At 70.1% G+C, this 20,444-nt stretch carries 20 protein-coding genes; 2 read left to right on the forward strand and 18 right to left on the reverse strand.

Annotated features, from left to right (window positions below; all coding sequences use genetic code 11):
* Window positions 1-104: 104 nt before the first annotated feature.
* From ABZY33_RS26785 to ABZY33_RS26840, 12 genes are all read right to left on the reverse strand, one after another.
* A complete protein-coding gene (locus ABZY33_RS26785; protein ID WP_356494235.1) occupies window positions 105-2,909 on the reverse strand; it encodes a DEAD/DEAH box helicase in 2,805 nt (934 codons plus the stop codon).
* Window positions 2,910-2,952: 43 nt separating this feature from the next.
* Window positions 2,953-3,852, reverse strand: coding sequence for a diacylglycerol kinase (locus tag ABZY33_RS26790; RefSeq protein WP_356494236.1), 900 nt, complete (start codon window positions 3,850-3,852; stop codon window positions 2,953-2,955).
* Between the two features lie 43 nt (window positions 3,853-3,895).
* Window positions 3,896-4,846: a twin-arginine translocase subunit TatC gene (gene tatC / locus ABZY33_RS26795; RefSeq protein ID WP_356494237.1), complete on the reverse strand. Its 951-nt coding sequence runs from the start codon at window positions 4,844-4,846 to the stop codon at window positions 3,896-3,898.
* A gap of 62 nt (window positions 4,847-4,908) precedes the next feature.
* On the reverse strand, window positions 4,909-5,202 hold the full coding sequence (tatA, locus tag ABZY33_RS26800) for a Sec-independent protein translocase subunit TatA (protein WP_356494238.1): 294 nt from the start codon (window positions 5,200-5,202) through the stop codon (window positions 4,909-4,911).
* 259 nt (window positions 5,203-5,461) lie between these two features.
* A complete protein-coding gene (locus ABZY33_RS26805; RefSeq protein WP_356494239.1) occupies window positions 5,462-5,659 on the reverse strand; it encodes a hypothetical protein in 198 nt (65 codons plus the stop codon).
* Window positions 5,660-5,668: 9 nt separating this feature from the next.
* Entirely contained in the window at window positions 5,669-5,914 is a 246-nt protein-coding gene (locus ABZY33_RS26810) for a hypothetical protein (protein WP_356494257.1), read from the reverse strand.
* A 128-nt stretch (window positions 5,915-6,042) separates the two neighbouring features.
* A complete protein-coding gene (locus tag ABZY33_RS26815; RefSeq protein WP_356494240.1) occupies window positions 6,043-6,999 on the reverse strand; it encodes a WYL domain-containing protein in 957 nt (318 codons plus the stop codon).
* A gap of 18 nt (window positions 7,000-7,017) precedes the next feature.
* Window positions 7,018-7,971 (reverse strand): WYL domain-containing protein, encoded by a 954-nt coding sequence (locus tag ABZY33_RS26820; RefSeq protein ID WP_356494241.1) that lies wholly within the window; start codon window positions 7,969-7,971, stop codon window positions 7,018-7,020.
* A gap of 140 nt (window positions 7,972-8,111) precedes the next feature.
* The gene (locus ABZY33_RS26825) at window positions 8,112-8,486 is read right to left on the reverse strand and encodes an FKBP-type peptidyl-prolyl cis-trans isomerase (protein ID WP_356494242.1); all 375 of its coding nucleotides are present in this window, start codon (window positions 8,484-8,486) and stop codon (window positions 8,112-8,114) included.
* A 61-nt stretch (window positions 8,487-8,547) separates the two neighbouring features.
* On the reverse strand, window positions 8,548-9,561 hold the full coding sequence (locus tag ABZY33_RS26830; RefSeq protein ID WP_356494243.1) for an FKBP-type peptidyl-prolyl cis-trans isomerase: 1,014 nt from the start codon (window positions 9,559-9,561) through the stop codon (window positions 8,548-8,550).
* Window positions 9,562-9,704: 143 nt separating this feature from the next.
* Window positions 9,705-11,066, reverse strand: a complete 1,362-nt coding sequence (gene pafA / locus ABZY33_RS26835; protein WP_164558827.1) for a Pup--protein ligase — start codon at window positions 11,064-11,066, stop codon at window positions 9,705-9,707.
* Window positions 11,067-11,075: 9 nt separating this feature from the next.
* Window positions 11,076-12,344 carry an MFS transporter gene (locus tag ABZY33_RS26840; RefSeq protein ID WP_356494244.1) on the reverse strand — a complete coding sequence of 423 codons (1,269 nt, stop codon included), beginning with the start codon at window positions 12,342-12,344 and terminating at the stop codon, window positions 11,076-11,078.
* A gap of 121 nt (window positions 12,345-12,465) precedes the next feature.
* On the opposite strand from ABZY33_RS26840, the gene ABZY33_RS26845 reads away from it, so the two are divergent.
* Window positions 12,466-13,506, forward strand: a complete 1,041-nt coding sequence (locus tag ABZY33_RS26845; RefSeq protein ID WP_356494245.1) for a LacI family DNA-binding transcriptional regulator — start codon at window positions 12,466-12,468, stop codon at window positions 13,504-13,506.
* A gap of 62 nt (window positions 13,507-13,568) precedes the next feature.
* Here the strand turns inward: ABZY33_RS26845 and prcA are convergent, their stop codons facing one another.
* The 6 genes from prcA to arc all read right to left on the reverse strand — a co-directional run bounded on the left by prcA (window position 13,569) and on the right by arc (window position 19,755).
* Window positions 13,569-14,354, reverse strand: a complete 786-nt coding sequence (gene prcA / locus ABZY33_RS26850) for a proteasome subunit alpha (protein ID WP_356494246.1) — start codon at window positions 14,352-14,354, stop codon at window positions 13,569-13,571.
* A 61-nt stretch (window positions 14,355-14,415) separates the two neighbouring features.
* A complete protein-coding gene (prcB, locus tag ABZY33_RS26855) occupies window positions 14,416-15,261 on the reverse strand; it encodes a proteasome subunit beta (protein ID WP_356494247.1) in 846 nt (281 codons plus the stop codon).
* Window positions 15,213-15,803 (reverse strand): endonuclease VII domain-containing protein, encoded by a 591-nt coding sequence (locus ABZY33_RS26860; RefSeq protein ID WP_356494248.1) that lies wholly within the window; start codon window positions 15,801-15,803, stop codon window positions 15,213-15,215. Before ABZY33_RS26860 ends, prcB begins: the two co-directional genes overlap by 49 nt.
* A 35-nt stretch (window positions 15,804-15,838) precedes the next feature.
* Window positions 15,839-16,057, reverse strand: a complete 219-nt coding sequence (locus ABZY33_RS26865; protein ID WP_190193994.1) for a ubiquitin-like protein Pup — start codon at window positions 16,055-16,057, stop codon at window positions 15,839-15,841.
* Between the two features lie 162 nt (window positions 16,058-16,219).
* Window positions 16,220-17,731, reverse strand: coding sequence for a depupylase/deamidase Dop (dop, locus tag ABZY33_RS26870; protein WP_356494249.1), 1,512 nt, complete (start codon window positions 17,729-17,731; stop codon window positions 16,220-16,222).
* A 257-nt stretch (window positions 17,732-17,988) separates the two neighbouring features.
* Window positions 17,989-19,755 (reverse strand): proteasome ATPase, encoded by a 1,767-nt coding sequence (arc, locus tag ABZY33_RS26875; protein WP_356494250.1) that lies wholly within the window; start codon window positions 19,753-19,755, stop codon window positions 17,989-17,991.
* Window positions 19,756-20,018: 263 nt separating this feature from the next.
* On the opposite strand from arc, the gene ABZY33_RS26880 reads away from it, so the two are divergent.
* The gene (locus ABZY33_RS26880) at window positions 20,019-20,333 is read left to right on the forward strand and encodes a ferredoxin (RefSeq protein ID WP_356494251.1); all 315 of its coding nucleotides are present in this window, start codon (window positions 20,019-20,021) and stop codon (window positions 20,331-20,333) included.
* Window positions 20,334-20,444: the final 111 nt, after the last annotated feature.

Genomic DNA, 20,444 nt, shown 5'->3' on the forward strand with positions numbered 1-20,444 from the left:
ACGCGCCCGAACTCCCGTGCGTCACACGGCAGAAGGGCCCGGGACATCCCGTCCCGGGCCCTTCTCCATCCCTGCCATGTACCGGGGGCGCCGCCCCCTGCGGGCTACCCCACCGAGGAGTACGCCACGACGCCGCGCAGCAGCCCGTCCACGGCCTTGCGCGCGTTGCGCGCCACCGTCGACTCGCGGGGCGCCGCCGCCGCGATCTGTCCCAGCACGTCGATGACCTGCTTGCACCATCGCACGAAGTCACCGGCCGGCATCTCCGCCTCGCGCAGCACCTCGTCGAGGCCGCGGCCGGAGGCCCACTGGTACGCGGCCCAGGCGAAGCCGAGATCGGGCTCGCGCTGGCCGACCCCCTCCGCCTGGTTGATCCGGAAATCCTCCTCCAGAGCATCGAGCCGGCCCCAGATCCGCACCATCTCGCCGAGCGCGGCCTTCGCCTTGCCCGACGGGACCTTGGGCGCGAGCGCGTCGTCGGCGGCCCGCGCCTCGAAGACCAGCGCCGAGACGCACGCGGCGAGTTCGGCGGGGTCCAGGCCCTCCCACACCCCGTCGCGCAGGCACTCGCTCGCCAGCAGGTCCAGCTCGCCGTAGAGCCGCGCGAGCCGCTTGCCGTGCTCGGTGACCTCGTCGCCGCGCAGATAGTCCATCTCGGTCAGCAGCTTGACGATGCGGTCGAAGGTGCGCGCGATCGTGTTGGTGCGGCCCTCGATGCGGCGCTCCAGCTGCGCGGTGTCGCGGTGCAGCCGGTGGTAGCGCTCGGCCCAGCGGGCGTGGTCCTCCCGGTCGGAGCAGCCGTGGCAGGGGTGGGCCCGCAACTCGGCGCGCAGCCGGGCGATCTCCCGGTCGTCGGCGGCCGGTGCCCGTCCCTTCCTGTGCCGGTCGGGCACGATGTGCCCGGCCTTGGTGCGCAGCGCCGAGGCGAGATCACGGCGCGACTGCGGCGAGCGGGAGTTGAACGACTTCGGGATGCGCATCCGCTCCAGCACCTCCACGGGCACCGGGAAGTCGATCGAGCCGAGCCGCTTGACCTGCCGCTCCGCGGTCAGCACCAGCGGGCGCGGGCCGTCGTGGTGCTCGAACCCGCGGTGCCCGTTGGTCCGCCCGGCCGGGAGTCCGGGGTCGAGCACGAGCGCGAGCCCCGCGAACTTGCCCGTCGGTACGTGGATGACGTCACCGGGCTTGAGCTTCTCCAGCGCCGCCGCCGCCTGGACCCGCCGCTGCGCCGCGCCCTGCTTGGCCAGGTCCGTCTCACGGTCCTTGAGCTCGCGGCGCAGCCGCGCGTACTCGTCGAAGTCCCCGAGGTGGCAGGTCATGGACTCCTTGTAGCCCTCGAGCCCCTCCTCGTTCTTCTGGACCTGCCGGGAGATGCCGACCACCGACTTGTCCGCCTGGAACTGCGCGAACGAGGTCTCCAGGAGTTCGCGCGAGCGGTGCCGGCCGAACTGCCCGACCAGGTTCACCGCCATGTTGTACGAGGGCTTGAAGCTCGACCGGAGCGGATAGGTGCGGGTGCCCGCGAGCCCGGCGAGGTGCTCCGGGCTGAAGCCGCGCTGCCACAGCACGACGGCGTGGCCCTCGACGTCGATGCCCCGGCGGCCGGCGCGCCCCGTCAGCTGCGTGTACTCACCCGGGGTGATGTCGGCGTGCTGCTCCCCGTTCCACTTGACGAGCTTCTCCAGCACGACCGACCGGGCGGGCATGTTGATGCCGAGCGCCAGCGTCTCGGTGGCGAAGACGGCCTTGACGAGGCCGCGGACGAACAGCTCCTCCACGACCTCCTTGAAGGTCGGCAGCATGCCCGCGTGGTGGCAGGCGATCCCGCGCTCCAGGCCTTCGAGCCACTCGTAGTACCCGAGGACGTGCAGGTCCTCGTCCGGGATGGAGGCGGTGCGCGCCTCGACGATCTCGCGGACCTCGGCGCGCGCGTCCTCGCTGTTCAGCCGCAGCCCCGCGAAGAGGCACTGCTGGACCGCGGCCTCGCACGCGGCGCGGCTGAAGATGAAGGTGATGGCGGGCAGCAGCCCCGCCGCGTCGAGCCGGTCGATGACCTCGGGGCGGCCCGGCGTCCAGATCCGGGAGCGCTGGCGGCGCTCCCGCTCCCGGTCGGCCTCGCGCATGGCGCGCCCGCGCCGCCGGTCCTGGTACGAGGGCCGGCTCGCCTCCATGCGCGCCATCCGCGTCAGGTCGGGATTGACCGCCTTCTTGCTGCCCTCGCCCTCCTCGAAGAGGTCGTACATCCGGCGCCCGGCGAGCACGTGCTGGAAGAGCGGTACCGGCCGGTGCTCGGAGACGATCACCTCGGTGGAGCCGCGCACGGTGTCGAGCCAGTCGCCGAACTCCTCCGCGTTCGACACCGTGGCCGACAGGGAGACCAGGGTCACGGACTCCTGGAGGTGGATGATCACCTCTTCCCAGACGGCGCCCCGGAAGCGGTCGGAGAGGTAGTGGACCTCGTCCATGACCACGTAACCGAGGTTGCGCAGCGCCTGCGAGCCCGCATACAGCATGTTGCGCAGCACCTCGGTGGTCATCACGACCACGGGTGCGTCGCTGTTCACGCTGTTGTCGCCGGTCAGCAGGCCGACCTTGTCGGCGCCGTAGCGCTTGGCGAGGTCCTGGTACTTCTGGTTGGACAACGCCTTGATCGGCGTCGTGTAGAAGCACTTCTTGCCCTGCTGGAGGGCGAGGTGCACGGCGAACTCGCCGACGATCGTCTTGCCCGAACCCGTGGGCGCGGCGACCAGGACGCCCTTGCCCGCCTCGAGCGCCTGGCACGCCTCGATCTGGAAGGGGTCGAGGCCGAAGTCGTACATCTCGCGGAAGGACGCGAGCGCGGTGGCCTGCTCTGCGGCCCGTCGACGGGCTGCCGCATACCGCTCGGCCGGTGAGAGGTCCTCTGTCATCGTGCTTTCGAGCCTACCGGCCCCCGCTGACAACGGACGATCTTTATCCGGTGAGGACGCGCACCGCCCCCGGCACGCACCGGGCGACCAGCGGCAGCGCCCCGACGGGTTCGCCGTCCGCGTATCCCGTGACGCCCCCGGCTCCCTCGGTGGCCAGCTCGACCCGCGCCGCCCGGTAGGTGCTCACCACGGGATGGGTGAGGTGGGTGCCCTTGTAGACGCGTGGGAAGACCCGCAGCAGGGTCCTGCGCGAGCACTCCCCGACCACGGTGACGTCGAAGAGTCCGTCGCTCATGTCGGCGTCGGCGCAGATCCGCATGCCGCCCCCGTACGACGTGCCGTTGCCGACGGCGACGAGGGTCGCGGCGATCTCGCGCACGGAGCCGTCGTCGAGCGTCAGGCGGAAGGGTACGGGCTCGAACGCGGCCAGCTCCGCCACGATCGCCAGGTCGTACTTGAACCGGCCGAGCGGCAGCCGCATCCGGTTGCCGCGGTCGTTGACCCGGGAGTCGAAGCCGGAGGCGAGCACGGTGGCGAACCAGTGGTCGCCGATCCGCCCCAGGTCGATGGCGCGGAGCAGCCCGCCCTTGAGGGCACGGGCGACGAGGGCGCCCGCCGCGGCCGGCTCCCGCACCGGCAGCCCCAGGGAGCGCGCGAAGTCGTTGCCCGTGCCGACCGCGACGACCCCGAGCGGGGTGTGGGTGCCGGCGACGGCCTGGAGGGCGAGGTTCACCAGTCCGTCCCCGCCGACGGCCACCAGGGCGCCGGTGCCCGCGTCGACCGCGGCACGCGCGCGTACCAGGGCGTCGGCGGCGTCCTCCCCGATCACGGTCCGCACGGAGAAGCCGGCCGCCCGCAACGCGGAAGCGGCCGGCTGCGCGGCGCCCGCGCCCCGGCCGCGTCCCGCGGTGGGATTGACGAAGAGGGTGATCTCGCTGGTCACGGGCCGGACCCTAACAACTGTCCGGCCACGGGCGGGGGTTGCCTCAGGTCACATCGTCGTAACCGTTGATCCGGTCCTGCTCGCCGGTGGACTGCTCGGGCAGTCCGCGGCTGGCGGAGACCGGCTCGACCTCGTCGAGCCGCTCGGGCGTCAGGTCGAGTTCGGAGGCCTCGTCGTCGGCGGGGCCGAGCGCGGCACGGCGCCGCTTGCGGGCGTCGTTGAGCAGGGAGAAGGCCGTGGCGCCGAAGTAGAGGATCCAGATCGGCGCGGCGAGGGCCAGCATGGTCAACGGGTCGGTGCTGGGCGTGGCGACGGCGGCGAAGACCGTGATCGCCATGATCATGCCGCGCCACCAGCCGAGCATCCGCTTGCCGGTGATCGCCCCGATGAGGTTGAGGAAGACCAGCAGCAGGGGCAGCTCGAAGGAGAGGCCGAAGACCAGCACCATGCGCAGGACGAGGTCGAGCAGGTCGTCCAGGGGCAGCAGGTTGGAGGTGTTCGACGGCGTGAAGCCGATGAGGACCTTGGCCGTGGTGGGCAGCACCGAGTAGGCGAAGTAGGCGCCGCACAGGAAGAGCGGCACGCCCGTCCCCACGAACCCGTAGGCGTACTTCTTCTCGTGCTTGTGCAGCCCGGGCGCGACGAAGCCCCACAGCTGGTACAGCCAGACCGGCGAGGCCAGCACCACACCGGCCATCAGCGACACCTTCAGGGCCAGCGTGAAGGGGGTGAGCAGTCCGTTGACGGTGATCTGCGCGCAGTGCGCGTCCCTCACCCGGGCCAGCTCGGAGAAGTCGTGCGCGCAGCCGATCGAGTCGAGGATCGGCCGGGTGATCAGGTTGATGATGTCGTTGTAGAAGAAGGCGGCGACGACCGTGACGGCGACGATGGCCAGCAGCGCCTTCGCGAGCCGGTTACGCAGCTCGCGAAGGTGTTCCGCGAGGGGCATCCGCCCCTCGGGATCCCTCTCCTGTTTGCGAGCAGGCTTGAGCAACCCACGTCCTCATCTCGTGCGACAGGCCGCCATGGCGGGGGCGGCCCCGGATCGGCTCCTGATCAGCCCTTGGACGCCTGGTTGGTCTGCTCGGTCACGGGACGCGCGCTCGTCACGTCGCCGGGAGAGGCCTGGATCGTGCGCGGGGCCACGGGCTGCCCGTCCTGGTGCGGCGGGTCGGCGGGGGCGGCGGAGGTGTCCTTGCCCTCGTTCTTCATCGCCTTGGCCTCGCTCTTGAGAATGCGGGCGGACTTGCCGAGCGAGCGCGCCATGTCCGGAAGCTTCTTCGCGCCGAACAGCAGGATGATCACGACGAGGATCAGGATGATCTCGGGTGCGCCGAGCTTTCCGAACATATCCGTTTACCTTCTCACTGAGGCGGCAGGGGGCGGGACTGCCGGTACCGATCGGACTTCGGACTGTTGTCCGACCACCGTGCTGGCAGCGATCGTATCCCGTGGGGGTGAACGCGGGGCAATCCCCGTGCATACTCCCCATTGCGGCCCACGCCTCACTATCAGGCCGCTCCCTGGAGCGTACCCGTCCGGCCCGGGGGCCGGACAGATCACGACGGTAAAGCGCTTTCCCTTCCGCACCGCACGGCGCGGAGGGCGGTCAGAGCGCCTCGCCGCCGGCCTTGGCCACGTTCACCGCGGCCCGCTCCAGCTCCTCGGCCGCACGGTTGATCTGCCGGGTGGTGTCGGCGACTTGACGCCCGAGGCGCTCCGCCTCGACGAACACCTTGACCGCGAAGACCGCCAGCACGGCAAGCCCCACGAATCCCCCGGCCACGGCCAGCATCGCCCAGAACATGCGCCGAGCCTAGACGGTCTGGTGGAGGCGCAGCGTGCGCACCCCGCCACCGGTGAGGAGTTCGACGATCCGCTCGCCGGCGGGCTTGCGCACCGCGGTCCCGCACTCCGGGCAGGTGAACGAGTAGAAGGTGGTGCGGCGGCTGGCGCCGATCGCCAGCCGCAGCGCGGTGGCGGCGAGCTCGCTGCGGGCCCGGCAGTCCGGGCACGCGGCCTTGAAGACGACGGGCGTCGCGGCGGCGACCGTCGCGGACATCGTGGCGATATCGGTGGAATCCGTGACATCGGCCACACCGGTCATCCTGTCCACTGCGCACCTTCCATCCGTTGCGAACCTCGCGCCCACCGACGCCGCTCCGTCCCGCGACGGTGCCCCCCGCTTCCTCACGCGGCCCCGTCGTACGCGGCCAGCGCCTGCCGCGCCGCCTCCCGTGCGCTCAGCGCCAGCTCGGCCGGCGCCACGATGTGCCCGTCCCGGCCGAGCCGCAGCGCGAGCCGGCGCAGTGAGGACGGATCGGGCGTGCGCAGCGTGATCCGCAGGCCGCCGTCGGGCAGCTCCTCGGCGCTGTCGTGCGGGTAGTACTCGGCGACCCAGCGCCCGCCGGGCCCGACCTCCACGATGACCTCGGGGTCCTCGGCGGCCGGCTGCACCAGCCCCTCGGAGAGGTCACGCAGCTCGACCTCGGGCGGCGCCGCGGCCTCGTCCAGGACCCGGATCTCGGCGACCCGGTCGAGCCGGAAGGTGCGCCGCGCCTCGGATCGGCGGCACCACGCCTCCACATAGGTGTGGCCGACGCTGACCAGCCGGATCGGGTCGATCTCCCGCTCGGTGACCTCGTCGCGCGCGGGTGAGTAGTAGCGGATCCACAGCCGGCGCCGCTCGGAGATCGCGCGGTCGACGTCGGCGAAGACCCCGCCCTCGGACTCGAAGGTGACGTTCAGGCGCGCGCTCGCGCTCGCCACCTCACCGGCCGCGGTCTCCAGCTTGGCGGTCGCGCGCAGCAGGGCGAGGCGGTCGCTCTCGCGCAGCCCCGGCAGGGTGGCCACCGCCCGCGCGGCGACCAGCAGCGCCGTCGCCTCGTCGGCGGCGATCCGCAGCGGCTCGGCGACGTCGTCCGGGTTGTGCCACCAGATGCGGTCGCCGTCGGTGTCGATGTCCAGGAGGTCGCCGCCGCGGAAGCTCGTCCCGCACAGCGGCAGCACGTCCAGGTCCGAGATGAGTTCGTCCTCGGTGATGCCGAAGGCCCGGGCGACGTCCTCGACGCGCGCGCCGGGGCGCTCGCGCAGATACGTCACCAGGGACAGCATCCGCCGGGTCTGGTCGATGGCGTTGGAAGCCATACCTGTCTGTTCTCCCCCTCAGCCCTTGGCCACGGCGCGCAGCCGGTCCACGACGTCGGCCCGCAGCTCCGCGGGCCCAAGGACGACCACGTCGGGCCCGAACTCCACGAGCCAGGCGTCGAGCCCGTGCCCGTAGGGAACCTCCAACTCGTCCCAGCCGTCGCCCCGTTCCCGCACGGAGACGGCCTTGGCGCGCAGCGGGTAGCCCGCGCCCGTGCGCAGCCGGATCAGCGCGGAGCGGGTGGCACTCTCCCCCGCCCAGCCCGCGACGGTCTCGCGGACGGTCACCACATCCGGCACGGCGGCCGTGAACTGGCCGGCGCGCGAGCGGACCTTGCCGGTGATCCGGGAGAGCCGGAAGACCCGCTCCGCCTCCCGGTCGCGGTCCCAGCCCGCCAGGTACCAGTGGCCGCGCCAGCACTCCAGGGCCCACGGCTCGACATGGCGGGGCGCGGGGCGCGCGGCGGTCGCCTTGCGGTAGTCGAAGACGACGGGACGCCGGTCGCGGCAGGCCAGCATCAGCGGCTCGAAGGCCGCCTCGTGCACCGGGATCCGCGGTTCCAGCGCACCGTGGCTCTCGTACGGGTCCACGTCCTCGGGCATCCCCGCGGCCCGCAGCTTCTGCAGGGCGCCGCTGGCCGCACCGGCGAGGCGGGCCTGCTGCCACACCTTCGCGGCGAGCCCGAGGGCGGCGGCCTCCTCGCCGTCGAACGTGACGGGCGGCAGCCGGTTGCTGTCCCGGCGGGCCAGGTAGCCGACGTCGCCGTCCAGGTTCTCCACGGTCTCGATGACCAGGCCGAGTTCGCGCAGATCGTCCTTGTCGCGCTCGAACATGCGATTGAAGGAGTCGTCGTTGCCCGCCTCCAGGTAGGCCTCGATCGACCCCCGCAGCTCGCGCTTGCTGAGTGGCCGCCGCGTCCCGAGCAGACACAGCGCCAGATTCATCAGCCGCTCGGCCTTGGCAATGGCCATCGACGCCCTTTCCTCATGTGGCTCCCGACCGATGACCGTACCGCTCCGGGGTGTACCGGCAAAAGCCAGGGCACGGCGCAGGGCCCATGCCGACCGGCATGGGCCCTGCGCCGACCGGAAGCGGTCGTGGGGTGTCGGACTCAGACGGAGATCAGGTCACAGACGAAGATCAGCGTCTCGCCGGGGGCGATGCGGCCGCCGCCGGCGCCGCGCTCGCCGTACGCGAGGTGCGCGGGGATGGTCAGCCGGCGACGGCCGCCGACCTTCATGCCCTGCAGACCCGTGTCCCAGCCCTGGATGACCTGGCCGCCACCGAGCTGGAACTGCAGCGGGTTGCCGCGGTTCCAGGAGGCGTCGAACTCCTCACCGGTGGAGAACGCCACGCCCACGTAGTGCACGGAGACGGTGTCGCCCGCCTTCGCCTCGGGGCCGTCGCCCTCCCAGAGGTCCACGATCTCCAGGTCCGTCGGGGCCGGGCCGTCGGGGAAATCGATCTCGGGCTTGTCGATGCTCACGTGTAGTGCTCCTGCTTGTCGGCGATTGGGCAACCGGGACAGTCTGCCACTTCCGGGGCGGTCAGTGCGCGGCGAGGATGTCGACCACGAAGACCAGCGTCGAGTTGGCCGGGAGGGTCTTGCCCTTGGCCTCCTTGCCGTACGCCTGGTCGGCCGGGATCACCAGAAGGACCCGGTCACCGACGTGCTTGCCGACGATCCCGGTGTCCCAGCCCTTGATGACCTGGCCCTTGCCGATGACGGTCGAGAAGGGCTGGCCCGTCTTCCAGGACGAGTCGAACAGCTCCGCCTTCTCCTTGCCCGCGTTCGGCTTCCACGCGGCACCGCTGTACTGCATCGCGACCGTCTGGCCGCTCTTGACCTCGGCGCCCTTGCCCTTGATCAGGACCTGGTCGACGAGCTGCTTCGGCGGGTCGTTCTTCGGCACGGAGATCGTGGCCGGCGCCTCCGCGTCGGCCTTGATCTGCGGCAGGTTCGAGGGGATCGCGCCCTGCGTGCCCTCGGCCTTCTTCGGGATCACCTTGCCGATGTCGACGGCGAAGACCAGCGTGTCCGTCGCGGAGATGCCGGCCTGCGGATTGCCCTGGCTGCCGAAGCCCGCCGCCGGTGGCGCCACAACCAGTACCCGGCTGCCCTCCTTCTGCCCGGTCACGGCCTGCGCGAAGGCCGGGAGCTGGCCCTGGCCGCCCGCCGTGACCATCTGGTCGCCGCCGCCCTGCGCCCCGTAGGTCGTGCCGAGGTCCTTGCCGCCCTTCCAGAGCTTGCCGGTGAAGTTCATCGACACCAGGTCGTTCTTCTTCACCTCGGCGCCGCTGCCCTCGGAGAGCGTGTGCACGACGAACTTGCCGCTCGGGTCGCCCTTGGGCAGCGTGATCGTCGCCTTCTTGCCGAGGGCACCGCTCACCTTCGGCATCGGGTTCGCGGTGTCGACCGGCTTGGGCACCTCGGCCGCCTTCGGCGACGCGGAGGAGTCCGCCTTGTCCGCCGCGTCCTTCTTGCCGTCGTCGCTGCCGCAGGCCGTCGCGGTCAGCGCCAGTGCCGGCACGATCAGTAGAGCTGCAAGTCGGCGTCGCACAGTGATCCTCAGGTCGCTCGGGTACGGTCCGGCCACTCTAGGCCCTCCCCCGCCTTTTCCAAGGGCGGCCGAAGGGCCTCGTACGAATGATTCGTACGAGGCCCTGGCGGGGACGGGCCGGACCGGAGAAGACCCCGGAACGCCTACATACCGGCGATCAGCTTCTCCACCCGGTCGTCCACACTGCGGAACGGGTCCTTGCAGAGCACGGTGCGCTGCGCCTGGTCGTTCAGCTTCAGATGGACCCAGTCGACCGTGAAGTCACGGCGCTGTTCCTGGGCCCGGCGGATGAAGTCGCCGCGCAGCCGCGCGCGCGTGGTCTGCGGCGGCACCGACTTGCCCTCGAAGATCTTCAGGTCGTTGCAGATCCGGGCGGCCTGGCCCTTCTTCTCCAGGAGGTAGTAGAGGCCCCGGCGGCGGTGGATGTCGTGGTACGCGAGGTCTATCTGCGCGACCCGCGGATGCGACATGGTCATGTTGTGCTTGGCGCGGTAGCGCTCGATGAGCTTGTACTTCATGACCCAGTCGATCTCGGTGCCGATGCGGTCGAGGTCCTCCGCCTCGATCGCGTCGAGCGTGCGGCCCCACAGCTCCAGGACCTGGTCGACGGTGCCGGTGCGGATGCCCCGGCGCTCCACGAAGTCGACGGCCTTCTCGTAGTACTCGCGCTGCACCTCCAGGGCGGAGGCCTCGCGGCCGCTGGCCAGGCGCACCTTGCGCCGGCCCGTGATGTCGTGGCTGACCTCGCGGATCGCCCGGATCGGGTTCTCCAGGGTCAGGTCGCGCATCACCGTGCCCGCCTCGATCATGCGCAGCACCAGGTCGGTGGCGCCGACCTTGAGGAGCATGGTCGTCTCGGACATGTTCGAGTCACCGACGATGACGTGCAGGCGCCGGTAGCGCTCGGCGTCCGCGTGCGGCTCGTCGCGGGTGTTGATGATCGGCCGGGAGCGCGTCGTCGCGGAGCTGACGCCCTCCCAGATGTGCTCGGCGCGCTGGCTCACGCAGTACACGGCGCCGCGCGGAGTCTGCAGCACCTTGCCCGCGCCGCACAGCAACTGCCGCGTGACCAGGAAGGGAATGAGAATGTCCGCGAGGCGCGAGAACTCCCCGTGCCGTGCCACCAGGTAATTCTCGTGGCACCCGTAGGAGTTTCCCGCCGAGTCGGTGTTGTTCTTGAAGAGGTAGACGTCGCCTGCGATTCCCTCCTCGTGCAGGCGGCGTTCGGCGTCGACGAGCAGGCCTTCCAGAATGCGCTCGCCCGCTTTGTCGTGGGTGACCAATTCGGTCACGTTGTCGCACTCCGGTGTTGCGTATTCCGGATGCGAACCCACGTCAAGATAGAGGCGGGCACCGTTCCGCAGAAAGACATTGCTGCTGCGGCCCCATGACACGACACGGCGGAAGAGGTACCGCGCCACCTCGTCAGGGGACAGACGCCGCTGTCCCCTGAACGTGCATGTGACGCCGTACTCGTTCTCCAGCCCGAAAATGCGGCGGTCCATGTCTGAACATTACGCCCGATCCCCCGAGCTGAAACGGGGTTCGACAGCACGGTTTGGATCATTTTCCACAGCGGCCCTCTCCTGCCCGGACGTGCGAGGGGCCGTCAGAACCCGCCCCGTGGCCAGCAGTACGAGCAGCGCCAGGCCCCCCGCGGCCGCCGGCACGGCGAACCCCCACCGCGTGCCGCCCCATTCGACGACCGGCCCCGCGACCGCCGTACCCACGCTCGCCCCGACCGTGAACGTCGTCACGAGCCAGGAGAACGCCTCCGTCACCGTGCCCCGCGGCGCGTGCCGGTCCACGACGATGAACGCGCAGGCGATGCACGGCGCGAGGAAGACCCCGGCCACCGCCGTCAGCCCCACCATCCCCACCGGCCCGGGCATCAGCGTCAACGGCACGTAACACAGCGCCAGAAGGGCCACCAGCCACCGCAGCCGCCCCTCGGGGGCACCGCTCCACCGCCGCGCCCCGTACACGCTGCCGCCCACCAGCGCGCCGAGCCCCAGCGCGGCCATCATCCAGCCGTAGACCACGTTCGCCCCGGCACCGGCGTGCTCGTCACCGTACGAGACACCGGCGACCGTGATCGAGCCGAGCGCGAGCCCGACGAACAAGAAGGCGGCGAGCAGGACGAGCAGCCCCGGCGCGCGCAGGGCGCCCAGCCAGTGCGCCTCGCGGGGCGCCGACCGCCACTCCCGCGACGGCCGCGACAGCACGACGGAGAGCGCGCCGAGCACACCGATGACGTTCAGGACGACCAGCGCGGCCTGCGCCGACCACAGCGACACGCACACGGTCACCAGCAGCGGCCCGACGGTGAACATGACCTCCTGCGCGATCGCGTCCATCGCGTACGCCGTGTGCACCTGCTCCTCGCGCGGCAACACGCTCGGCCACAGCGCCCGCAGGCCGCCCTCCAGCGGGGGCGTGCAGAGCCCGGCCACCGCCACGGCGGTGTACGCCCACCCCGGCGCGCCCGTGCCGACGCACGCGAACAGCGTCATCGCCAGCGCCGACGCGACGGCGGCCGGCAACTGCACCGCCGGCTGGCCGCGCAGGTCGACGAGGCGGCCGAGCACCGGCTGCCCGACCGCGTTGGCCACCCCGTACACCGCCGCGAGCGCGCCGGCGAGCGAGTACGTGCCGCCCTCGGCACGGATGAACAGCACGATGGCGATCGCCGCCGTGGCGTTCGGCAGCCTGCCGACGAGCGTGCCCGTCAGCAGCCGCAGCGCATGGCGCGCCCGCAGGATCTCCGCGTACCCGGCGGCCATCGCGCCGCCCCCCTCCTGAAGTTTTACGTATAACGTCGAGGCGTTATACGTACCACGTGCCCGGGCCCCGCGACCACCCGATACCGTCGGCCCTCCAGAACGACCCCAGACGGAGGCAGCAGTGAGCAGCGGTACGGACGGGACAGCGGCCACCCGCCCCACCAGCCGGGACGTGGCCCGCGCCGCCGGCGTCTCCCAGGCCGCCGTCTCCCTCGTCCTGGGCGACAAATGGCGCGGCCGGGTCGCCGCCGCCACCGCCGAACGCGTCCGCGCGGCCGCACGCGAACTCGGCTACCGCCCCAACCTCGCGGCCCGCAACCTCCGCCTCGGCCGCACCCGCACCGCCCTGCTCGTCGTCCCCGCCCTCACCAACGAGTTCTTCGCCGGCGTCTACACCGGCGCCGCCCGCGTCGCCGCCGCCCACGACTTCGGCGTCGTCCTCTACCCCTCCCCCGACGGCATCGGCCGCGCCCGCGACCCCTTCCCCTCCGCCCCCGCCGCCCTCGACGGCATCCTCGCCTCCTCCATGGCCGCCGACGCCGTCACGGCCCTGCGCGGCGACGAACTGCCCCTCGTCATGCTCGACAGCGACCCCACCGACAGTCCCGGCGCCACCACCGTCAACCTCGACCTCGCCGACGGCATCCGGCAGATCACCGACCACCTGCTCACCTTCGGCCACCGCCACTTCCTGCACCTCGCCTCCGCCGTACGGTCCTGGACCTTCGACGTCCGCGCCCGCGAACTTGCCCGCCGCGTCGCCCAGACCCCCGGCACCACACTCCGCACCGTCCGCTCCGCCCTGACCGTCGAGGACGCCCTCGCCGCCACCGAGCGAGCCCTGCACACCTGCGGCCCGATCCGGCCCACCGCCCTCGTCTGCGACGACGACAAGCTCGCCACCGGCGCCTACAAGGCCGCCCGCCGCATGGGGCTGCGCATCCCCGAACACTTCTCGGTCACCGGATTCGACGACCTCTCCCTGGCCACCGCCGTCGAACCCGAACTCACCACGGTCCGCCTGCCGGCCGAACAGTTCGGCGAGCGCGGCATGGCCGCCCTCCTCGCCGTCCTCGACGGCCGCACCCCCGAGACGACCCCCCTCCCCGTCGACCTGGTCGTCCGCGGCTCGACGGCGCCCCCACCCCGCACCCGCTCCTGACACACGAGTGCCCCGGCCGGTACACCACCCGGCCGGGGCCCGCGCACACCTGCAAAGACCTACTACTCCTCGGCGGAATCCTCCGACGTATCGTCCGAGGCGTCGTCGGACACCGCGTCCGACGCCGCCTTCGACGTCGCGGCAGCCCCCTCGGCCGTGAGCAGCCGCGACAGCTGCCGCCCCGCGATCCGCTTGAACTTGCGCTGCTGCGGCCGCGTCCGGTCCAGGACCGCCACCTCGAGCCGCTCCGCCGGAATCTCCCGCTCACTGCCGTTCGTGTCCCGCGACAACGCCTGCACGGCCAGCTCCAGCGCCTCGGACAACGTCATACCGTCCCGGTGACGCTGGTCGAGATAACCACTGATCTGCTCCGCGTTGCCGCCCACCGCCACCGAGCCGTGCTCGTCCACGATCGACCCGTCATGCGGCAACCGGTAGATCTGATCGCCCTCGGACGTCTCACCGACCTCCGCGACGACCAGCTCCACCTCGTACGGCTTCTCGGCCGCGCTGGAGAAGATGGTGCCCAGCGTCTGCGCGTACACATTCGCCAGACCACGGGCCGTCACATCGTCGCGGTCATACGTGTACCCCCGCAGATCCGCGTACCGGACACCCCCGATCCGCAGGTTCTCGTACTCGTTGTACTTGCCGGCGGCCGCGAAGCCGATCCGGTCGTAGATCTCGCTGAACTTGTGCAGGGCCCGGGACGGGTTCTCACCGACGAACACGATGCCGTCGGCGTACTGCAGCACGACCAGGCTGCGGCCGCGGGCGATGCCCTTGCGCGCATACTCCGCGCGATCGGCCATCGCCTGCTGGGGTGAGACATAGAACGGCGTCGACACCGGCTATCCGTCCCTTTCTGTCAGTAACGCGTCAGTGAGGAAAGAAGGGCGAACAGACCACTCACAGCAGCGCAGCGCGCGGGCCGTCCGGCTGCTCGAGCCGCCGCTCCAGGATCGCCCGGGCGATCTCCGACGACTCCCCGTCCGTCAGCCGACGGAACCCGTCCTGCGAGATGACCGTGACGATCGGGAAGATCCGCCGCGCCATGTCCGGACCACCGGTCGCCGAGTCGTCGTCCGCCGCGTCGTACAGCGCCTGCACGACCAGCGTCGTCGCCTGCTCCTCCGTCAGATCCTCGCGGTAGAGCTTCTTCATCGCCCCGCGCGCGAAGACCGAACCCGAACCGGTCGCGGCGTACCCGTGCTCCTCGCTGCGCCCGCCGGTGACGTCGTACGAGAAGATGCGCCCCTTCTCCCGGTCGACGTCGTACCCGGCGAAGAGCGGCACCACGGCCAGCCCCTGCATCGCCATGCCGAGGTTCGAGCGGATCATCGTGGACAGCCGGTTCGCCTTGCCCTCCAGCGACAGCTGAGCACCCTCGACCTTCTCGAAGTGCTCCAGCTCCAACTGGAAGAGCTTCACCATCTCGACGGCCAGACCGGCGGTGCCGGCGATGCCGACGGCCGAGTACTCGTCCGCCGGGAAGACCTTCTCGATGTCGCGCTGCGCGATCACGTTCCCCATCGTGGCCCGGCGGTCGCCGGCGAGCACCACGCCGCCGGGGAACGTCACGGAGACGATGGTCGTGCCGTGCGGGGCCTCGATGACGCCCTGCGTCGGCGGCAACTGCCGGTTCCCCGGCAGAATTTCCGGCTGGTGCTCGGCCAGGAAGTCCATGAAGGACGACGACCCGGGCGTCAGGAAGGCAGCCGGTAGACGCCCGGTGCTACGAGGGTTGGCTTCCACGCGTTTCCTTCCAGGTATGCGGCGGCCCGCCTTATCGTGTCGGGCCGGTCCTTGAACTGCCCCAGGGCTGCGTTGCAGCTGAAGCACAGTACGCCACGGACCCTACCCGTCTCGTGGCAGTGATCCACATGTTCGGCCGGAGCAGACAGACAAATACAGCACACGCCTCTCTGCTCCTGGCGCAAGGCTTCCAACTCGTCCGGCCGGAGGCCGTACTTGCGCTTGAAGTAGCTGATCCGGTTCCGCTCCGCCCGGCAGGCCCGGCAGTAACTTGCCCAGCCGTCCGAGGAGGAGTTGTTGCGTTCCCACGCGGAGTGCGGCTTGACGATCTCGCACTGCGGGCAGCGCTTGTGGCCCGCGGGCACCCGGACCTTGGCCCGCACCTTCTTGCCCTTGGCCTCCTGGCGCTGGCGGTAGTACTCGGCCGAGCATGCGCGGCAGTACGCCTGGAGACCGTCGGGCATGGACTTGTTGCCGGCGAACGCCGCTCGCGACAGTGACTGATTACATCGCGAGCAGCGTCGACCCCCCGATTCATTCATGAGGAGACGACCTTCGATTCGAAGGAATCGGGGGTCTATTCGCCACCCTTTTGAACGAAGGACCTCACGAAATCCTCGGCGTTCTCTTCCAAGACGTCGTCGATTTCGTCCAGGACCGAGTCGACGTCGTCGCTCAGTTTTTCCTGGCGCTCCTTGAGGTCTTCGGTCGCCTGGGCGTCCTGCGCCTGCTCCTCGACCTCCTCGGTGGAGCGCGTCGCCTTCTGCTGTCCGCCGCCGGTGTCCTTGGTCGCCATATCCAGCTCACCCCGCTCGGTTCGACATACACGTCGTACGTATTCGTACAGGCCGTTCGTGATCAGAACCCTACAAGTCGGCTCCGACATCGGCCCCGCAGTTGGTGCAACGTGCGGAGCCCACCTCTGTGATTCCCCCGCCGGAGGCTTTTCAGCCGCGGATCAGCTGCCGGAGAGCACGCGGACCAGATCTTCGGCCGTCCGGCACCGGTCGAGCAGCTCCTTGACGTGGTTGCGCGTGCCGCGCAGGGGCTCCAGCGTGGGGACGCGTTGCAGGGAGTCGTGGCCGGGCAGGTCGAAGATGACCGAGTCCCAGGAGGCGGCGGCGACGTCGTCCGCGTACTGCTCCAGGCAGCGGCCGCGGAAGTACGCGCGGGTGTCCTCGGGCGGCGCCGTACGGGCCCGCTCGACCTCGTCCTCGGTCAGCAGCCGCTTCATCTTGCCGCGGGCCGCCAGACGGTTGTAGAGGCCCTTCTCGGCCCGTACGTCGGCGTACTGGAGGTCGACCAGGTGCAGCCGCGCGGCGTCCCAGTCCAGGCCGTCGCGGCGCCGGTAGCCCTCCATCAGCTCGCGCTTGGCGACCCAGTCGAGTTCGCCGGACAGGCTCATGGGGTCGCTCTCCAGGCGGCCGAGGACGTCCTCCCAGCGGGACAGGACGTCCTTAGTCTGGTCGTCCGCGTCGGCGCCGAAGCGCTCCTCGACGTACTTCCTGGCCAGCTCGTAGTACTCCATCTGGAGCTGGACCGCGGTCAGCGTGCGGCCGCTACGCAGAGTGATCAGGTGCTGGAGGGACGGGTCGTGCGAGACCTGGTGGAGGGTGCGGACCGGCTGGTCCACGGCCAGGTCGACGGCGATGAAGCCGTCCTCGATCATGGAGAGGACCAGCGCCGTCGTCCCGAGCTTGAGGTAGGTCGAGATCTCGGAGAGGTTCGCGTCGCCGATGATCACGTGCAGGCGGCGGTACTTCTCGGCGTCCGAGTGGGGCTCGTCGCGGGTGTTGATGATGGGGCGCTTGAGGGTGGTCTCCAGGCCGACCTCGACCTCGAAGTAGTCCGCGCGCTGGCTGAGCTGGAAGCCGTGCTCGTGTCCGTCCTGGCCGAGGCCGACGCGGCCGGCGCCGGTGACGACCTGCCGGGAGACGAAGAACGGCGTCAGATGCCGCACGATGTCCGAGAAGGGGGTCTCCCGCTTCATCAGGTAGTTCTCGTGCGTGCCGTACGAGGCGCCCTTGTTGTCGGTGTTGTTCTTGTACAGGTGGATCGGCTGGGCGCCGGGCAGCTGGGCCGCGCGGTCGGCGGCCTCGGCCATGATGCGCTCGCCGGCCTTGTCCCACAGGACCGCGTCGCGCGGGTTGGTGATCTCCGGGGAGCTGTACTCGGGGTGGGCGTGGTCGACGTAGAGCCGTGCTCCGTTGGTGAGGATCACGTTGGCCAGGCCGATGTCCTCGTCGGTCAGCTGGCTGGAGTCGGCGGACTCGCGCGCGAGGTCGAAGCCCCGGGCGTCGCGCAGCGGGTTCTCCTCCTCGAAGTCCCAGCGGGCGCGGCGGGCCCGGTGCATCGCCGCCGCGTACGCGTTGACGATCTGGGACGAGGTGAGCATGGCATTGGCATTGGGGTGGCCGGGGACGGAGATTCCGTACTCCGTCTCGATGCCCATTACTCGCCGTACGGTCATGCGGCCCTCCTTGCCCGGCGGCGCCCTCGGTCGGGGGCGGCGCTCAAGTACCGCTGGTTCTCCGATGCGCGTGCGGTGCCCGTACCCGCACGGCGCGACTCGGCGGTATGGACGAGCCTAGAACGCCTCCGCGCCGGTGGGGAGATCATTTGCGTCATTGCTTCGCTCCGACGTCGAGCGGACGGCCACGTGATAGTTGCCCGGAAAAACAGTGGGCTGCGGGTACCCGGTCCGGGCACCCGCAGCCACCCTGTCTTTTACAGGTACTGACCGGTGTTCGCCACCGTGTCGATGGAGCGTCCGGTGTCCGCGCCCTGCTTTCCGGTGACGAGAGTGCGGATGTACACGATCCGCTCGCCCTTCTTTCCGGAGATGCGGGCCCAGTCGTCCGGGTTGGTGGTGTTCGGCAGGTCCTCGTTCTCCTTGAACTCGTCGATGCAAGCCTGGAGGAGATGCGAGACCCTGAGGCCCTTCTGTTTCTGTTCGAGGAAGGCCTTGATGGCCATCTTCTTGGCGCGGCCGACGATGTTCTCGATCATTGCGCCGGAGTTGAAGTCCTTGAAGTACAGGACTTCCTTGTCGCCATTGGCGTACGTGACTTCGAGGAAGCGGTTCTCCTCGGATTCCGCGTACATGTGCTCCACGGCGGTCTGGATCATGTTGTGGACCGTGGCCGCCCGGTCGCTGCCGTTCTCGCCGAGGTCGTCGGCGTGCAGCGGCAGGCGCTGGGTGAGGTACTTCCCGAAGATGTCCTTGGCCGCTTCGGCGTCCGGGCGCTCGATCTTGATCTTCACGTCGAGTCGTCCGGGCCGCAGGATGGCGGGGTCGATCATGTCCTCGCGGTTCGAGGCGCCGATCACGACCACGTTCTGCAGACCCTCCACGCCGTCGATCTCGGCGAGCAGCTGCGGGACGATGGTGTTCTCCACGTCCGAGCTGACGCCGGAGCCGCGGGTGCGGAAGAGGGACTCCATCTCGTCGAAGAAGACGATGACGGGGGTGCCCTCGCTGGCTTTCTCGCGGGCACGCTGGAAGACGAGGCGGATCTGCCGCTCGGTCTCGCCGACGTACTTGTTGAGGAGCTCCGGGCCCTTGATGTTCAGGAAGAAGCTCTTGCCCTGGCCCTGTCCGGTCACTTCCGCGACCTTCTTGGCGAGCGAGTTGGCGACCGCTTTCGCGATCAGGGTCTTACCGCATCCGGGGGGCCCGTAGAGCAGCACGCCCTTGGGCGGCCGCAGCTCGTGCTCCCGGTAGAGGTCCGGGTACAGGTAGGGCAGCTCGACCGCGTCGCGGATCAGCTCGATCTGGTTGCCCAGGCCGCCGATCTGCTCGTAGCCGATGTCCGGTACCTCTTCGAGGACGAGCTCTTCGACCTCGCTCTTGGGTACGACCTCGTAGACGTAGCCGGAGCGGGGTTCGAGGAGCAGGGCGTCGCCGGGCCGGATGACGACGTCGAGCAGCGGCTCGGCGAGCCGTACCACTCGTTCCTCGTCGGTGTGGCCGGTGACAAGGGCGCGCTCGCCGTCCTCGAGGATCTCCTTGAGGGTGACGATGTCGCCGACGCTCTCGAACGCCATGGCCTCGACCACGTTGAGCGCTTCGTTGAGCATGACTTCCTGGCCGCGTGTGAGCTCGTCGAGCTCGACGCTCGGGCTCACGTTCACCCGGAGTTTGCGGCCGCCGGTGAAGATGTCGGCGGTGCCGTCCTCGTTCGCTGTGAGGAAGACTCCGAAGCCGGCCGGCGGCTGTGCGAGCCGGTCGACTTCTTCCTTGAGGGCCACGATCTGGTCGCGGGCCTCGCGGAGGGTGTTCGCGAGTCTCTCGTTCTGAGCGGACACGCCGGCCAGGTTGGTCTGCAGCTCGACGATCCGCTCTTCGAGAATCCTCGTATGACGCGGAGAGTCGGCGAGCTTGCGCCGCAGGACGGCGATTTCCTGTTCGAGATAGGCAACCTGCCCGGCGGGGTCGTCGGACCCTCGTCCCGGGCGGATGCCGCGGTTGATGTCGTCGTCGTGGGCTGCCACGGTCCTCACCTCCTCCAAGGGGAGCTGGACGCTTCCAGACCCTACCTGGGTGGGTGTTGATTGAAACCCCTAGATCACAAAGACGGTAGGAGTGTGTCTGATCTTCACCCTTGCGCTCTCCCTCACGCCAGGGGGATACCCACCCATCAACATCGGAAAGCGGCCGGTTGTAGGGTCGAACTGTTCAACACCCGTCAGGCCTGGCCCGACTTGCTCCTGTGAAGCCGGTCGGCGGGGCCCCGACGCAGGAAACGGCAGGAGACATGACCGTGCGGCAAGAGGCCGGATCCGGTACCGACAGCAGTGTTCCGCTGGAGGTGTGGATCGATCAGGACCTGTGCACCGGTGACGGGATCTGCGCCCAGTACGCGCCGGAGGTCTTCGAGCTGGACATCGACGGGCTCGCATACGTGAAGGGCGCGGACGACGAGCTGCTGCAGGACGCGGGGGCGTCAACGCCCGTACCGCTGCCGCTTCTCACGGATGTCGTGGCGTCCGCGAAGGAGTGTCCGGGCGACTGTATCCATGTGCGCCGCGTTTCGGACAGCGTCGAGGTGTACGGGCCCGACGCGGCGTGAGGAGGCGGTGCCGGGGTGGGTTCTCCTCTCGCACCCCCGGGGAAGCGGGGGTTGACGGACAGTCCAGGAGCCCACGGGCGCGCCACGCTTGCGAACACGCAGCGTGCACGC

The organism is Streptomyces sp. NPDC006552, assembly GCF_040611655.1.
GTDB lineage: Bacteria > Actinomycetota > Actinomycetes > Streptomycetales > Streptomycetaceae > Streptomyces.

Excerpts from the sequence above, each read along its gene's own strand:
- ABZY33_RS26785 (WP_356494235.1), bottom strand. The coding sequence starts at position 2,909 with ATGACAGAGGACCTCTCACCGGCCGAGCGGTATGCGGCAGCCCGTCGA.
- tatA (WP_356494238.1), bottom strand. The coding sequence starts at position 5,202 with ATGTTCGGAAAGCTCGGCGCACCCGAGATCATCCTGATCCTCGTCGTG.
- ABZY33_RS26805 (WP_356494239.1), bottom strand. The coding sequence starts at position 5,659 with ATGTTCTGGGCGATGCTGGCCGTGGCCGGGGGATTCGTGGGGCTTGCC.
- ABZY33_RS26810 (WP_356494257.1), bottom strand. The coding sequence starts at position 5,914 with ATGTCCGCGACGGTCGCCGCCGCGACGCCCGTCGTCTTCAAGGCCGCG.
- ABZY33_RS26815 (WP_356494240.1), bottom strand. The coding sequence starts at position 6,999 with ATGGCTTCCAACGCCATCGACCAGACCCGGCGGATGCTGTCCCTGGTG.
- ABZY33_RS26820 (WP_356494241.1), bottom strand. The coding sequence starts at position 7,971 with ATGGCCATTGCCAAGGCCGAGCGGCTGATGAATCTGGCGCTGTGTCTG.
- pafA (WP_164558827.1), bottom strand. The coding sequence starts at position 11,066 with ATGGACCGCCGCATTTTCGGGCTGGAGAACGAGTACGGCGTCACATGC.
- ABZY33_RS26840 (WP_356494244.1), bottom strand. The coding sequence starts at position 12,344 with ATGGCCGCCGGGTACGCGGAGATCCTGCGGGCGCGCCATGCGCTGCGG.
- ABZY33_RS26860 (WP_356494248.1), bottom strand. The coding sequence starts at position 15,803 with ATGAATGAATCGGGGGGTCGACGCTGCTCGCGATGTAATCAGTCACTG.
- ABZY33_RS26865 (WP_190193994.1), bottom strand. The coding sequence starts at position 16,057 with ATGGCGACCAAGGACACCGGCGGCGGACAGCAGAAGGCGACGCGCTCC.
- dop (WP_356494249.1), bottom strand. The coding sequence starts at position 17,731 with ATGACCGTACGGCGAGTAATGGGCATCGAGACGGAGTACGGAATCTCC.
- ABZY33_RS26880 (WP_356494251.1), top strand. The coding sequence starts at position 20,019 with ATGACCGTGCGGCAAGAGGCCGGATCCGGTACCGACAGCAGTGTTCCG.